Origin of the sequence: Bifidobacterium sp. ESL0728, from assembly GCF_029392015.1 — a bacterium.
Lineage (GTDB): Bacteria > Actinomycetota > Actinomycetes > Actinomycetales > Bifidobacteriaceae > Bifidobacterium.
Genome location: NZ_CP113925.1, coordinates 857,834 through 872,991, shown reverse-complemented (window position 1 = coordinate 872,991; position 15,158 = coordinate 857,834). Strand labels below are relative to the sequence as shown.

The window sequence follows — 15,158 nt, the reverse complement described above, 5'->3', positions numbered from 1 at the left end:
CTCGTCTACTTTGACGAATTGCTTTAGGTAATTTCATTAATATAAATTATACATTATGATTTATAATGTTTATTTAAACCTCCTTCTTTGTTGAATGATTGCTATCACCAATGACGGCGGTAGCTCCAAAAACTTTCCGATTCTGTATCTCCCTGACTGGCCCGGTCACTTGAATTTCAGTAGTGCACTCCGCTTTACCCGAATCAAATCCGACTTTAAGGACTATCCGCCCCGGTTCCACAATCCTTCGATAATCACGACCGGTAAAACTCAGCACTTCAGTGGGCAGGTGGAACCGGATATGTTCGGATGCCCCTGCAGCCAATTCGACCTTGCAAAATCCAGCAAGATATTCAATTGGCCTTACCACACTTGAAACGGGATCATTGACATAAAGCTGGACGACCTGGCTGCCTTCAACATTGCCGGTATTGGTCAATCGCATATCAAAATCAACCGACCCTGTAGTCGGAATCTCTTTCGCACTTACAGAAAACTCCGACAATTCCCAATCCGTATAGGAAAGACCGTAACCAAACGGGAACATGGGTTCCTCGTCGATATTGGTCACATGCAAATTTCTCTCAATCGGCGTCGACAGATAAGTCGCCGGTTGAGTACCAGACTCCTTGGGAATGGAGACGGGCAACTTGCCAGAGGGATTCACTTCCCCGACAAGCACTTCGGAAAGAGCCGAAGCACCTTCCTCGCCCGGATAGAAAGTCTGAAGTATAGCGTCCGCCTCATCGTAAATCCCGGTGACCACCCTCGGCTTGCCTGTCAGCAATACAATGACATTGGGCGTATGGGTCTTCTCTATCGCCTTTACCAAATCCTCTTGATGGCCGGAAAGCCGCAAATCCGGGCTATCGGACCCCTCACCGGTCGTTCCATTGCCGAACAACCCAGCGATATCGCCAACCACGGTTATCACCAAATCGGCATTCTTTGCGTTCTCCACTGCTTGCGCAATAAGATCCGTTTCATCAGGATATCCGTCGGCGTCAGCAGGCATAATCGAAGCGCCTTGTGCATAGGAGATATCACAGTCCGGAAGATATTCCTTGAGCTTTTCAAGCAAAGTCGGTGCACAGATTCCAGGCTTCTTTTCTGGATAATTCGTCCTTACGTGTCTTTCAAAACTGTAGCAGCCGAACAATGGACGGTTATCATTCGCCGCTGGCCCGACTACGGCGATCTTTTTATATTCATGACTCTTGAGAGGCAGAATTCCATCATTCTTGAGGAGGATAATGGCCTCTTCCGCAATCTTACGAGCCAAGGCACGATTCTGGGGCTCATCAAGATTGACGCTGCCTTCCAATTTTTCGTCATCCACATGCGCAATGGCCTTTGGCTCTGGATTCCAATCCTGGTCGAGCAAACCAATCTCGATTTTCTGGGTCAGCACGCGGACCACAGCCTCATCAAGTCTTTCCTGCGGTATGACCCCCTCATCAACTGCCTTTTCAAAATCCTCGTCGAAGCACATCAAGCCAGGAAGCTCGACATCCATGCCAGCGCAGAAGGACTGAATCGCAGCGTCAAGATTACTCGCAGCGATATGCTGATTGGTTGCAAGCTGGATGATAGCGAAATAATCCGATACCGTCGTACCTTTAAATCCAAAACACTTGCGCAAAACATCTGTCAGCAAATCACGATTCGCCGAACAAGGTATACCGTCAATAGCGGTATAGGCAGGCATTACCGATTGAGCATGTCCTTCTTTTATCGCCATTTCAAACGGCGGTAGAAAAACATCAAGCAATTCTCGTGTTGAAATCTGTGAAGGGGAATGATTCTTGCCGCCTTTACTCGTGGCATATCCCACAAAATGCTTCAACGTGGCGATGACTCCCGAGGATTGCAGACCTTTTACATAGGCCGTACCAATAGTGCCGACCAAAAGCGGATCCTCACCAATCGTTTCCTCGCAACGCCCCCAACGAAGATCCTTAACCACATCCATCAGGGGACTCAACCCCTGGTGAACGCCCAAAGAAGCCATATTCCGGCCTATCCGCGCGGCCATCTGCTCAATGAGCGACGGATTGAACGTGGCTCCCCACGAAAGAGGAATCGGGTAAGTCGTAGCACCATAAGTCGTGAAACCGGTCAGACATTCCTCATGTACAAGAGCGGGAATCCCGAACCTGTTCGAAGACACTGCCCTACGCTGCATTTTCTCCAATTTTTTGGCTCCAACAGCAGGATCCACGGGAGCAGTGCCATATGGCCTGGTGAACTGACCAATCCCATCCGATATTGCCTCGTCAAAATCTATATATTGCATCAATTCATTCTGTTGAGGAGCCACTTCATAACCTTCATTGGTGGCACCACTCCAGATAGATGTGAGCTGAGAAACCTTTTCATGGGTGGTCATACGAGACACAAGATTCTTAGCCCTCGCAGCAGCCGGCAAGTTTTCATTTTGCCACGGCATCACTCCTTCATTCCCTTTTTGAGCTTTGTCGGGAATCTGCGCTGAATCGTTGCTCTCGAAAACCATTTTTAAAATACCCCTTTACTTTTACTTAAATTTTCGTATATTATTTTACTTTTTAAGTTGTTTTAAGTAAAAAATACATTCACTTTTCTTATTTGTCAAATCGTTGAACCAATAGTGTTTCCCTTTAGCGCAATATCTAAATGTCTCTGTATATTTACAAATAAGTTTCGGTTTGATTTTAAAAATAAATGCCTCTAGGAGATAATGTTGACTGATTCAGCGAAAAAGAAACCAACCCTTTCTCAGATAGCCGACTCCCTAGGGGTTTCAATAGCAACGGTTTCTAAAGTCGTGAACGGCAAGCCAGATATTTCCACTGAAACACGCCAAAAGGTCGAAGGTGCTTTGTTGAAAAGCGGATACCGAAAAACATCAAAAACCAATCATCCGCAATACATCGAAATCGTGTTTCAAAAACTTGACAGCCTTTGGGAAATCGAGATTCTTCGAGGTCTTGAAGACGCTGCAAATAAAAACGGACTAAGCGTCATAGTCACTGTCAACGGCAATAAACTGCACCCTGCTTCGGATTGGGTTGATGGCGTCATCAGAAGAAACCCTATTGGAGTGATACTTGTTTTTTCAAGTTTGATGCCCAACGAAACGCATAAACTTCGCTCTCGCAATATACCTTATACAATTTTGGACCCATCTGGTGACCCATCTCCCGAGTCCATGTCTGTTCATGCGGATAATTGGACCGGAGGTCTGATTGCAACTCGGCATCTTATATCTTTAGGGCATAAAAGAATCGCTATCATCACCGGCCCTACCGACATGATGTGTTCGAAAGCCCGACTCGACGGTTATCAAGCGGCGTTGGAAGAAGCAGGTATACCAATTGACGATTCTTTGGTGAAAATAGGTAATTTTGATGAAACCGAAGGTCTCGCGCAAGGCAAGGCTCTTCTGCAAATGGAAAATCCTCCGACCGCGATTTTCGCGGGAAGCGACCGTCAAGCCATGGGTGTCTTTGAAGCGGCAAGGCAACTCAACGTGAAAATCCCGGAGAACCTTTCTGTGGTTGGATTCGATGATGTACAGACAGCTGCATATATGAATCCTTCACTGACCACCGTACGCCAACCATTGCGCGATATGGCAGCGCAAGCCCTGCAAATGATATTGGACGCCAAACAAGGAAAAGCAGATGCGGAAAAAAGCATCATATTCCCTACTTCTCTGATTACTCGTTCCAGCACCGCAGCCTTAGAAGAAAAGAACTGAGGCTTCCTATCCAAAACAAAACGTGCTACGAGAATCAGCATTTATTCCAATTCCGTAGCACGTCGTTTTACGTCATTTATGACTAAATCACATCCCAGCCGGATGAGCGGACTTCATCACCATCTTTTCGGTCGAGAACGCGAGAATGCCGGCTCGTCCCAACTCGTTGCCGTAGCCCGAAAGCTTCACGCCGCCGAACGGAAGCTCAGGCAACGTGGTGGTCGGGTTGTTGACATAGACGGTTCCAGTATCAATCTGCGCGGCGACACGGGCGCCACGATCCGGATCGCTGGTGAAGACGCTGCCACCGAGCCCATAAGGGCTGTCGTTGGCAAGGTCGATGGCTTCCTGTTCGCTATGGACCTTGTAGACCACGGCGACCGGGCCGAACATCTCGTCGGCGTAGACAGGGTTGTCGCGCCTGACGTTGGAGAGGATGACCGGACGGAAGAACTGACCTTCCGAATCGATTTCAGGATACTGGTACTCGATCTTCGCACCACCTTTGACGGCTGCATCGAACTGACCTTGCAACTTCTCCTTGGCGTGCTTCGTGCACATCGGCGCGAACGTCGTGGACGGGTCGAGTGGATCGCCAGGCTTGACCTTGCTGAAGCTGTCGATTAGCGAAGCCAGGAACTGGTCGTAGACGTTGTCCATGACGATGAAACGCTTGGAGGAAATGCAGACCTGACCGGAATTCTGCAGCCTTGCGCCGCAAGCGACCGCACCGACTTCGTCCATATTCGCATCATCGAGCACGATGAAGGCGTCCATACCGCCAAGTTCCATGGAGCTCGGCTTCAGCGACTGAGCCGCTGCAGTTGCCACGGACTTGCCGCCGCGAGCCGAACCTGTGAGCGCCGCACCCTGAACGCGGGGGTTCTCAATGGCTTTGGTCACCTGATCATAGGTGAGGAACAGGTTGGTCAGGCAGCCCTTTGCGGCTCCACCTTCCTCAACCATTTCACAGAACCGCTTTGCCGAGGTCGGGGTGTTGGAAGCGTGCTTCAAAATCATCGTGTTGCCGATCATATAGTTCGGAGCGAAGACACGCATAATCTGATAATACGGGAAATTCCAAGGCTCAACCATCATGATGACGCCACGCGGCTGATGCAGTACTTCGGCCTCGCCCGGGAACCTGGTCTCAAGCTTGTCCGGCTTCAGCAGTTCCTCGGCTTGGTCGGCATACCAGTCGGCGATCATCGCGCACAGTTCCACCTCGCCGGCGGACTCGGTGATGAGCTTGCCCATATCGATCGTGCAGATCTTCGCCAGTTCTTCGCTGTGCTTGCGGAACGTCGCCGCAATGTTGTGCAGAATCTTGGAACGCTCCGCGAGCGCCTGTTTCTTGCCGTTCTGGAAGGCGGTTTCCGCCTGGGCCAAAGTGGCTTCAAGCTCGTCATCAGTGGCGAATGGATATTCCTTGACCAGTTCATTGGTATATGGATTTACTGTTTGATATGTCATCGCTACCTCCTCGTAGTGTTTTTGACCAACACTTATAATCTTATCGAGCATATTTACACAGACTGATGAAAACCGTTAAAATTGCCAGCGACGAAATGTGATAATTAATACAAACCTGTTTGCCCTCTCGATTAAAGACTTCCAACCGGCTGGTATGTCGCAAAACAGCAAGAAGCCGGCTCCGCAATAATCACAGAGCTGGCTTCTTTAGTCGATTACAATAAATTGGACTACTTTATAGATAATCCTGCAATATCACTCACAGATCCTGTGCGGCGTAGAGAGCGCCGGGGGCGTTGTTCTTGTCGAAGCGGTCCGCGGTGACGAGCAGCTTGTCGTTGGTGAACGCCATCTGGCCCAGGCGCGACATCTCGCGGCCATAGCCGGAGAGCTTCACGCCGCCGAACGGAATGTCAGGCAGCGAGGCAAGCGGGGTGTTGACGAACATCATGCCGGTGTAGACCTTCGCGGCCACCTCGGCACCATGGTTCTTGTCGCCGCAGAAGAGCATGCCGCCCAAACCGTACGGGTTGTCGTTGGCGAGCGCCACGGCCTCTTCTTCGCTGTGGACCTTGTAGACCGCAGCCACAGGTCCGAACATCTCGGTCTTGTAGCCGGGGTTGTCAGGGGTGATGTCAGTCAGGATGGTCGGACGGAAGAACTGGCCTTCCGAATCGATCTCCGGGAAGCGGTAGGCGACCTTGGCACCTGCGGCGACCGTAGCGTCGTACGTCTTCTGCAGCTTCTCCTTGGCGCGCTTCGAATTCATCGGGGCGATGGTGGTCGCCGGATCCATCGGGTCGCCCGGAGTGACACGCGAGAAGGCATCGATCAGGCCGTCGAGGAACTCGTCGTAGACGTTGTCCATGACGATGAAGCGCTTGGCCGAGGTGCAGACCTGGCCGGCGTTGTAGAGACGGACGCGCCATGCGCACTCGTTGACGTTCTTCATATCCGCGTCGCCGAGGACGATGAACGGATCCATGCCGCCCAGCTCCATGGTGCTCTTCTTCAGGGCCTTGCCAGCGGCACCAGCGACGGCGACACCGCCACGCTCGGAACCGGTCAGCGCCACGCCCTGAACGCGCGGGTCTTCAATAGCTTCGGTGACCTGGTCATAGGTCATGAAGAGGTTGGTGAGCGCACCCTTCGGAGCACCGGCCTCCTCGACGATCTCGCAGAAACGCTTGGCTGAGGTCGGGGTGTTGGACGCGTGCTTCAAGATCATGGTGTTGCCGAGCATGTAGTTCGGAGCGAAGACACGCATAATCTGATAGTACGGGAAGTTCCAAGGCTCAACCATAACAACGACGCCGACGGACTGGTGCAGTACCTGCGCGTCACCAGCGACGATGCTATCAAGCTTGTCCGGCTTCAAGAGCTCCTCGCTGTGATCGGCGAACCAATCGGCGATGATGGCGCACAGTTCCACCTCGCCCGCCGATTCTCCGACGAGCTTGCCCATATCGACCGTGCAGATCTTCGAGAGCTCGTCCGACTTCTTGCGGAAGAGCGCAGCGACGTTGTGCAGGATCTTGGCACGCTCGGCGATCGGCTGGCTTTGCGTCTCATGATAGGTCTTGTCCGCCAGATCGATGGTGCTCTTAAGCTCGGCATCGGTGGTGAACGGATATTCCTTGACTAATTCATTGGTATACGGATTTACAGTTTGATAAACCATAGCCACCTCCTTGTAGGCAAAATTTATTATACTACTTAATTACATCTATGAAAAGCGCACCGACAGCAAATCAGTCCCATAAATTGAAAAAATCGAGTATCGGAATGGCGAAAATCCAAGGAATATCGGGAATCAAAAAAACTTGGAAACTCGGCTGAAAAATTCTTCACAAACAAATTAACGGTCCGTCATCCATAGACAACGGGCCGATAACAAAAGAAAAAACTCCTGGCCGAACCTAAAGAACCTGAAAGCTTCTCGAAATCACCAGTTCAGGTGTTCGCTGGGCTCATCGACGGGCTCATGGCGCACGCCGGAAAGCATCAAAGCGCCAAGCTCACTGGCAGCGCGCTTTTCACGGTTTTCAAGTTCCGGGGTATCGAAATCCTCTTTGGTGGCCATAAGGCTCGTGGCAGTCGGAACAGCACGGAAGAACGCAAACAGACCACGCATCACCACGTCTGGCACCAAAGCATGACGGTTCGAACCGCCGGTCGCAGCCAAAACCATCGGCATATTCGTGATCGCATCGCGCGGAACCAAATCCCAGAATTCCTTGAACAGACCGGAATAGGAAGCCTTATAAATCGGGGAGGCCGCGATAAGACCGTCGGCGGCAGTAACCGCAGTAATGGCTGCTGTAAGACGGTTGCTGGATTCAAATGTGACCGAAGCCTTGGCGATTTCAGCCGCCATCTCCTTGAGATTGATCATTTCGACAACGACATCCTTGCCGGTGGCCTCAAGATAAGCCTCGGTCTTTTTTGTGATTTCCTTGGCAAGCCGACGCGTGCTGGAAGGTTCCGAAATACCTGCATTGACCACCGTCAAGCGGTACTGCTTCACATCCTCTTCCGCCTTGGCGGCCAGCGCCACAATGTCTGTCGTCTCCTCAAGACTCACAGTTTTCCTCCCTACACCTGGCAACTTCAATTCTGGGTATCTGCTTCAAGCCTTGCAAGCGCACCGCGTGGGCGCACCTCCCGGCAATCCAAGTACACGATAACTATCTGCTAACGTACCACGTTCATACGTCCGACGCGAGGCCAAAACCTTGAGCTAGCACTAAGGAAACCGTGATTGTATTCACATTACGCGAATACAGATAAATTATACCGCAAAAAAGCATCAAACGTTTTATAAAATTTGTATTTTAAATACCGAACATTCGCAATTCGGTATCCGGCTTACGATTTGGCGTATCTATTCTGGCAGCGGTTCTGGACGGCAGTTCCGGAGAACGGTGCCATTCTACGGCTTCGCGTATGGTTGCCACATCCGGTTCCCGGTACCGGTTCCGTCGTGACGCTAAAAGACAGTGGTATCACGACGAAACGCTACAAAAATGGCGGTATCGCGACGAAACAACCACGAAGATGGCAACATCGCGACGAAACGCTATCGAACGATACCCAACAATAACGCTTACTTGCCGGCCGCAACGTGCTTGGCGAAGGCCTCGGCGAAACCGCGCAGGAAGTCTTCAGAGGCCTCCACGACCTTGCCGTTTTCGTCCAGGCCGGACGCGGCGTTGAAGTAGAGCTCGGGCTGGCCCATGAGCTTCATGTCGAGGAAGAGGGCGACGTTGCGCAGCGCCTGCTGGGCCTGCGTGGTGCCGAGCGCACCCATGGAAGCACCGACGATGGCCGCGGGCTTGCCAGTGAAAGAGCTCTTGCCCCAGGGGCGGGAAGCCCAGTCGATGGCGTTCTTGATGACACCGGAGAAGCTGCGGTTGTATTCGGGGGTGACGAACAGCACGCCGTCGGCGGCCTCGATCTGCTGCTTCATCTTGACGACCTTGGCGGGCATGTCGCCGTCGAGGTCCTGGTTGTAAAGCGGCAGGTCCATGTCGATATAGTCGAACTCGACGCCTTCGGGCGAAAGACGCTCGATGTTCTTGGCGAGGCTCTTATTATAGGAATCCTTGCGCAGCGATCCGACGAAAACGGCAATCTTGGTCATGATATTGACTCCTTTGAAGGTTGTGTATTTTGTGCTTCGATGTTCATATCGTCAAGCGAACTTGTAGAGGCAACACTAAACAAGATCTGACTTTGTGTCATATTTAGCTGCGAGGCAAGCGGGAATAAACGTCCGGATTTGAATCTGTCTAATTTTCGTTTCATCGATTTCCGAAAAAATTTCCTTCAAAACCTGTATTCGCAACGTTTCTGAGGTCTTCAAAGCCGTTCAGTAGACTTGAGATATTTATAGGAACCTATCGGAAACGGAGAGAAATTGAGCACCGATTTGACTATTATCAGCCCGATTTCCTGGGTTCAGGAGGCTTTCAAAGAGTATTTCGACAAAGCTCACATGACAGATAGCTCACATTGGCATGACGCTTCTGCACAGACGGAGAACAACGGGCAAAAGACGAGCCGCAACCCTAGCCACACACGGTTCGAAGCGCAGCCTGATAGGGAAAACCGAGCGGACCTCCCGGATACTTTTAGCAGAAAAACAAAACCGGAAACATCAACGACGAAGCAGACGCAATCAGAAAATCTTGTCGATAATTGGACAGCCACTTACGATTACGGATTCGAACCAGCTCGCGGAATCGAGAACGGCAACGCCGTCTGGATCACCCCCGACTTGCTGATTGCCAATAACGCCTGGCGAGCCCGACATAACCTGCCGTCACTGCTTTTTGAGGCACCAGCTGCCGATTGGCTTGCCAGGCTGCCCCAAGAATTGACGCAACGAAGCGTCATCACCCTCCCGGTTTCGCAAATTCGTGCCTGGAACGAACTACCGGACGGCTTGGGCGAACGGCCATGGTCTCAATTGAGCAGCGGACGGGTGCCGGAATTCAGAGCGGCTCGGCGAACTCTTCATCAGCTGAAACTCGACCTGAAGCAGGCTCCTGACGAGTCGTTGATTACAATCAGCAGTCATGTCGATTGCATTACGGAAGAATGGTGTGTCATTGTAGGCGGCGACAAAGCAGTAGCTTCCAGCGGATACTGCGTTCATCGTTCTGCTGACGAAGACAGCCATGACATTCTCACCGTCTTCGACGGCGCGCGATTCCATGATTCCTACCGCTTAATCGCCGAATCTCTCGCGGCCAAAGCGGCACAAGCAGTCCATCTTGACAACGCCAGTATCATTGTGGGATTCCGGGAATCGCGGGGAACGGCCGATAACGCGGGCGACGCAGAGCCATCAAATATGAATTTGCAAAGTCTCCAGTACCCAAAGGCTGCGACGCAACCTGTGATTATCGAGGCCGACCCAATCTGGTGCACCACCCCTTATCCTTTTGAAACAGCCAAGGAAGCCAACGCCTTTCTGAAAGCGATATCAGATAGTCGAATATATGAAACCGACGATGGCATGTTCAAAAAACGAAACGGGCAAAGCGTAATGGAGGCCGATGCCTACGCTCCCGATCCGTGGATGGTTCGCCATGCCGCACACCGATACGACCGGTTTTAAAGGACAGTTGACAAAACGGTCAAAGCGATTCTTCAAAAACGCATTGCTTCATTCAAACAAACGTATTGCATTAGAACATGTAGGAAATAGACACAAAGCGACTGAAAACACGGGAAATTCAACCAAACGGACGTAAAGAGTATCCTTGAAAACAGAGAAACGGCAATGAAGAAATGACCAATAGACGAAAGAGGACGACACGATGAAGTCCAATCCCCAACACGGCCCACGGCATGCAAACAACGCTTCCGGCAACGCCTCGGCTCACAGCGCCTCGACGCTACCTCGACTTTTGGGAGCGGGCATCGTGGTGCTGGCACTGCTCATCGTTGTGGGTGCAGCGCTGTTCTTCGGCATGAAACACCACAATGCGTCGACGGCTTCAAGCGACGCCGTGACTTCATCGAACGTTGCCGTCAACAAGAAAAACACGCCGAAACCGGTGGTGGTGCATCACGGCAACTCCCCCGACTGCCCGGACGACGACTGCATCGCCTTGTTTGTCAACGGCGACCTGCTTTTCCACGAGCATCTCTGGCAGCATTTCGCGAACAACCCGACCGCGACCGACGGCACCGCGTTCAACTTCGACCCGCTCTTTACGAATATGAAACCGTATATCCAAGCTTCCGACATTTCGGTGTGCGAGTTCGAGACGCCGATCGCGCCTCGCGGCGGGCCTTATGCCGCCTATCCCGTTTTCAACATTCCGCCGGAAGTTGTGGACGCTGCACAACATGCGGGCTACAACGCCTGCACCCACGGAACGAACCATTCCTGGGACCAGGGTGCGGCGGGTATCACACGGCTTTGGGATGCCTTGGACGCCGCTGGAATCAAGCAAACCGGCTCGTACAAAACCGAAGAGGATTCCGTCAAACCGCTGGTCATCGACTCACCGACCGGCGGCGGCAAACTCGGGCTTGTGACCGGAACCGTGTCGCTCAACGGCGAGGTGCCCGACCAGGATTGGCGCGTCGACCGGTTGCGCGAGTCCGGCGATCCGCATCATGATTCCGACATCCAGCGCGCCGTCGACAAGGCCAAGGCCGCACGAAAGCAGGGCGCAGACGTGGTGGCTATGGCCATCCATTCAGTGCAGGAATACCTGACAAAAGCCGATTCGTGGCAAATCTCGGAGGCCCACGAACTCGCGGACACCGGCGCATTCGACGTCATCTACGGGGCCGGATGCCACTGCGCACAACCGATCGAGAAATATCACAATACGTGGATTGTCTACGGGCTTGGCAATGCCATCACCGTCACCTCGCACATTCCCGGCCACGAAGTCAACAACCAGGGCGTGAGCGCGCGTATCCAGTTCGCAGGCAAACGCGGCAAACCCGGTTCTTGGCGGGTCAATCGCATCGACTGGGTGCCAACAGCCAACGAGCGGCAGGGGCAATACCAATGGTGTCCGATTGCGGGCGACCACCCCAACGGCGTGTGTTGGGACCCGGCCACCGACGCGAAACAGGAGCAACGCATCCACGACATCATCTACTCCATGGGCGCGGATAACAATGTCGTGCGTGAGTGGCGGCTTACCGACGAACATAAGTAGGTAGTCTCAATAATAAGAGCTGCGGAAAGCAAATATGGCAAGCTTTCCGCAGCTCTTACTTTATCTAAAATCTAAAGGACCCTTACGCCATAGACGCGCCAAGCTCCTTGATACGCTCGATGTGCTTGGCCGCGGCAGCATGGGCCTCAGGCGACGGATCCGCCATCTCAAGGTTGTCGACGTAGACCAGCTCTGCGTCGTCAACTCCGCAATAATGGTGGAACATGTAGTAGATGACCTGGTTGTAGATCGCGTCGTGAATGCCGGAATCGTGGTACCACTGTTCGGAACTGCCGGTGAGCATGATGAAGCGGAATTTCTTGTTGGCGATCGCGGACTTGCTGCCGTCGGGGTTATAGCCAAAGTGGCGGCACAGCACGCGCTCGGTGAAGCCCTTCATCATCGCGGGCATCGAGCACCAGTAGATCGGGCAGACCAGCGCGATGACGTCGGCGTCGAGGATCTTCTTCTGCAGTGCGACCACATCGTCGGGCATCGGCCCCTCCTTGAGGTACTGTTTGCGGTCGGCCATGCGATAGGTCGGGTCGAATCCGATGGCGTGCAGGTCGACGAACTCAGTGCCTGCGCCCTTGGTTGCCGCGCCTTCAAGAAACGCCTTGCCGATATATTGCGTCAGCGATTCCGAATCCGGATTCGCCGTAAATGCTAGGAATTTGCTCATGGCTCCATTGTACGGACGCAAGCCGATTTTTGAACGTTACTGCTTCGTTTGTTGCGTATAGTGCGACAAATGTAGCAGAAAGCATAAAATCCGCTGAATTTAACACTTTGCACGACATGGGAATATTCATGCTCAAAATCTCAAGAAAAGCAGGTTCAACAACGAACAATCAATACACCCGTTACAAAATATCCAGCGCAACTGTCATACTAATAACCAACAGTGACCCTCAAGCCTACTAACAGTGCTCAAATCGAGGGTCCGTTTATACCTGTAAAAACTGGCAGGTAGACAAGAAGGCTGGAATAATCTCAGCCCAACCATTTGCGTTGCTCCGGCGACCACTCTGCTTGAGATGACTCACCTAATTCATACAGCCGATTCAGCATCTTCTGCGCCAACGATTCGGTCTCTCCTAAACTGTAGTTTTCGGCGCCTGTATTTTTTGAAGATTTCCTAAATTGCATATCCGTCCAAGATTTGGGAATACGAAAATCCAAGGGCCAATTAAGTTTACGTTTGTTGGCCTCATCGAAAAGCGCCCTATAAAGCTCAGAAGCGTTCAGAGATTGAGTGGTCAATATAATGGTCAAATCAACAAGGTCCTTCACCCTTGTTGACTCACGCCCATTAACGAGCTCAACCACAGCACAAACCTTATCCGCAAATTGATTTGCGATTGGATATAGACGATATGGGAAAGTGGAAAGTTGACCCACTTTCACTCGGTTACGTGGTTCTACAGCTTTCCCGATATCCAACTTGCCAGTATGCTCCACTAAATCTATATTGACGTTTTCAAGCTGCTTCGCACCCAAGAACATTTTGAAACTAACGTTGATACCGGTGAGATATGGCTGATTATCGCCATTCGAAATAGACCTCACAGAATCGAAGACGAACGTGAAATAATCATGCAAATCGATAGCAGCCAACCTTTTCAAATCAGCTAAGGATTCATCGAGATCATAGCCATTACGGAAAATGTCTATATCAAGTGTTCTACGAGTCGAGGGAATACGTGCCAGCATGGCACTTCCGCCCTTAAGGACCCAATCACTTTCAGCACCTTCGCTGAAAACGCGACAAAGAAATCGGTCATAATGAATCTGACGAATGGTATCATCAACATTCCGGTTCGGTTCATGGACATGTACGGCTTTGGCATGCTCTCTAATCGCTGATTCAACAGCACTAGGGCTTAAATAAACTCCGTTCTTATTTGACATACTCGGCTCCTTCGCGGCGTACTTTCATTTATCTTTATTTGTTTCGGGCAAATGCCCATCCTTTGACGACGTCTTACCAAAAATCTTATCAGTAGACAAAGTTGAGATATTTTTCAACAAATGTGGAGAGAAAAGCGATTCCCCAATCATTGAGGCATTCTTAAGAAGTTCTTCCTGTATTAGTGATGCGACACGTTGCTGAGACCGATCAACGACATCCGTAATCACCTTTGCCCACTTATCCTGAAGCGGATGGAGTATCTCCAAACACAACGCTTGACCGTCATTCGTTTTGAAACCGTTTCTTTTAGCGAGTGGAGAAAGAAGCTTGGCCATGTAGTCAAAGTCCAGATTCTGAATAACCTCCATCGGAGCATTAAGAAACATATCCTGAATCAACGAAAAATCTGTATGGTCTTCCACCAAATCAGCCACGGTTTGTTCGACAGTGGTTGTAGGCAGCCCGGCACATATCGTCAGCGATTCTTTAGGATACTTTTTTATCTTCAAACGTACCTCATTGGAATTGACTTGTTTACGATCAGTGATGCTGAACCGATAAGGCTCCGGAACAAAATCGCCAAGACCATGCAGCCACGCCGCCGTTTCAAGACTTACCACCGAATCGTATGACTCACTGAAAATACGCTCATCGCCGGTACGACTTGGAGACAGCGCCAGCCAGGCCGCATAAAGTCCTTCTTTGGAATCAACAGGGACATTGGTGCTTCTGTAGACGCCTCGAAACACTCTCTCCAACTTGCCATTACCGACCATTCGAGAAAGCGTTGAGCGGGAAATGCCGGCACGACCGGCTTGAGCAGTGGTAATCATCCCCCACTGGGAGGCAACCAAATCTTTGAAAGATACTTCCAGCTTATCGCTTTTCATACTTCAATTGTATCCTATATTGCAACAAATAAAGTATCTATTATAACTTTTAAAGAATTTTATTGCATTTGCTACTTCGTTTGTATCATTTGAGGGACACAACAAACCAAGCCCTTAAAGGCATAAAGCACAAACATGAAAATTAGGAAAACATCGAGTGACACCTAACACCGAAATAGCCGTATTCCACGGATATAAAATGAGAGGCACCAGTATCGGACGCCTCTCATTAAAACCGCTTACCGACAATCCTTGCAGTGCGTATAGCCAGCAGGTTGCCCATGGCGCTTGTCTTCAGGCTTTATCTGCTTACCCGTAGGACAATTTGAATCATCATGCCAAACGAACGGCGGCTTATGAATAGCCGAATAATATGGCGAAACCCTCATCCTTCACCTCCTCTCCATCGGGAAGATCTATAACTTTAGTAACACAATGTATAACATTTT

11 protein-coding genes are annotated in these 15,158 nt (G+C 51.1%); 3 read left to right on the top strand and 8 right to left on the bottom strand.

Going from position 1 to position 15,158, the window contains the following annotated elements:
- Nucleotides 1-73: 73 nt before the first annotated feature.
- Nucleotides 74-2,515 carry a glycoside hydrolase family 3 N-terminal domain-containing protein gene (locus tag OZX67_RS03140; RefSeq protein ID WP_277144090.1) on the bottom strand — a complete coding sequence of 814 codons (2,442 nt, stop codon included), beginning with the start codon at nucleotides 2,513-2,515 and terminating at the stop codon, nucleotides 74-76.
- A gap of 204 nt (nucleotides 2,516-2,719) precedes the next feature.
- Between OZX67_RS03140 and OZX67_RS03135 the strand changes: the two genes are divergently transcribed.
- Complete coding sequence (locus tag OZX67_RS03135; RefSeq protein WP_277144087.1) at nucleotides 2,720-3,742, top strand: LacI family DNA-binding transcriptional regulator; 1,023 nt, start codon at nucleotides 2,720-2,722, stop codon at nucleotides 3,740-3,742.
- 87 nt (nucleotides 3,743-3,829) lie between these two features.
- On the opposite strand, the gene OZX67_RS03130 is transcribed toward OZX67_RS03135, so the two are convergent.
- From OZX67_RS03130 to OZX67_RS03115, 4 genes are all read right to left on the bottom strand, one after another.
- Nucleotides 3,830-5,215, bottom strand: coding sequence for an NAD-dependent succinate-semialdehyde dehydrogenase (locus OZX67_RS03130; protein ID WP_277144085.1), 1,386 nt, complete (start codon nucleotides 5,213-5,215; stop codon nucleotides 3,830-3,832).
- Nucleotides 5,216-5,474: 259 nt separating this feature from the next.
- Complete coding sequence (locus OZX67_RS03125) at nucleotides 5,475-6,896, bottom strand: NAD-dependent succinate-semialdehyde dehydrogenase (protein ID WP_277144083.1); 1,422 nt, start codon at nucleotides 6,894-6,896, stop codon at nucleotides 5,475-5,477.
- Between the two features lie 264 nt (nucleotides 6,897-7,160).
- Nucleotides 7,161-7,799, bottom strand: coding sequence for a CE1759 family FMN reductase (locus tag OZX67_RS03120; protein WP_277144081.1), 639 nt, complete (start codon nucleotides 7,797-7,799; stop codon nucleotides 7,161-7,163).
- 522 nt (nucleotides 7,800-8,321) lie between these two features.
- On the bottom strand, nucleotides 8,322-8,858 hold the full coding sequence (locus OZX67_RS03115) for an NAD(P)H-dependent oxidoreductase (protein WP_277144079.1): 537 nt from the start codon (nucleotides 8,856-8,858) through the stop codon (nucleotides 8,322-8,324).
- Between the two features lie 288 nt (nucleotides 8,859-9,146).
- Between OZX67_RS03115 and OZX67_RS03110 the strand changes: the two genes are divergently transcribed.
- Both OZX67_RS03110 and OZX67_RS03105 read left to right on the top strand, forming a co-directional pair.
- Nucleotides 9,147-10,340 (top strand): hypothetical protein, encoded by a 1,194-nt coding sequence (locus OZX67_RS03110; protein ID WP_277144077.1) that lies wholly within the window; start codon nucleotides 9,147-9,149, stop codon nucleotides 10,338-10,340.
- A gap of 355 nt (nucleotides 10,341-10,695) precedes the next feature.
- Nucleotides 10,696-11,907, top strand: coding sequence for a CapA family protein (locus OZX67_RS03105; RefSeq protein ID WP_277144878.1), 1,212 nt, complete (start codon nucleotides 10,696-10,698; stop codon nucleotides 11,905-11,907).
- 82 nt (nucleotides 11,908-11,989) lie between these two features.
- On the opposite strand, the gene OZX67_RS03100 is transcribed toward OZX67_RS03105, so the two are convergent.
- From OZX67_RS03100 to OZX67_RS03090, 3 genes are all read right to left on the bottom strand, one after another.
- Nucleotides 11,990-12,589 carry an NAD(P)H-dependent oxidoreductase gene (locus OZX67_RS03100; RefSeq protein ID WP_277144075.1) on the bottom strand — a complete coding sequence of 200 codons (600 nt, stop codon included), beginning with the start codon at nucleotides 12,587-12,589 and terminating at the stop codon, nucleotides 11,990-11,992.
- Nucleotides 12,590-12,900: 311 nt separating this feature from the next.
- The gene (locus OZX67_RS03095) at nucleotides 12,901-13,818 is read right to left on the bottom strand and encodes a nucleotidyl transferase AbiEii/AbiGii toxin family protein (protein WP_277144072.1); all 918 of its coding nucleotides are present in this window, start codon (nucleotides 13,816-13,818) and stop codon (nucleotides 12,901-12,903) included.
- A 24-nt stretch (nucleotides 13,819-13,842) separates the two neighbouring features.
- Complete coding sequence (locus tag OZX67_RS03090) at nucleotides 13,843-14,709, bottom strand: type IV toxin-antitoxin system AbiEi family antitoxin domain-containing protein (protein WP_277144070.1); 867 nt, start codon at nucleotides 14,707-14,709, stop codon at nucleotides 13,843-13,845.
- Between the last annotated feature and the right edge of the window lie 449 nt (nucleotides 14,710-15,158).

What these genes read in the sequence shown, in the direction of transcription:
- OZX67_RS03140 (WP_277144090.1), bottom strand. Translation starts at nt 2,515, where the DNA reads ATGGTTTTCGAGAGCAACGATTCAGCGCAGATTCCCGACAAAGCTCAA.
- OZX67_RS03135 (WP_277144087.1), top strand. Translation starts at nt 2,720, where the DNA reads ATGTTGACTGATTCAGCGAAAAAGAAACCAACCCTTTCTCAGATAGCC.
- OZX67_RS03130 (WP_277144085.1), bottom strand. Translation starts at nt 5,215, where the DNA reads ATGACATATCAAACAGTAAATCCATATACCAATGAACTGGTCAAGGAA.
- OZX67_RS03125 (WP_277144083.1), bottom strand. Translation starts at nt 6,896, where the DNA reads ATGGTTTATCAAACTGTAAATCCGTATACCAATGAATTAGTCAAGGAA.
- OZX67_RS03115 (WP_277144079.1), bottom strand. Translation starts at nt 8,858, where the DNA reads ATGACCAAGATTGCCGTTTTCGTCGGATCGCTGCGCAAGGATTCCTAT.
- OZX67_RS03105 (WP_277144878.1), top strand. Translation starts at nt 10,696, where the DNA reads ATGAAACACCACAATGCGTCGACGGCTTCAAGCGACGCCGTGACTTCA.
- OZX67_RS03100 (WP_277144075.1), bottom strand. Translation starts at nt 12,589, where the DNA reads ATGAGCAAATTCCTAGCATTTACGGCGAATCCGGATTCGGAATCGCTG.
- OZX67_RS03095 (WP_277144072.1), bottom strand. Translation starts at nt 13,818, where the DNA reads ATGTCAAATAAGAACGGAGTTTATTTAAGCCCTAGTGCTGTTGAATCA.
- OZX67_RS03090 (WP_277144070.1), bottom strand. Translation starts at nt 14,709, where the DNA reads ATGAAAAGCGATAAGCTGGAAGTATCTTTCAAAGATTTGGTTGCCTCC.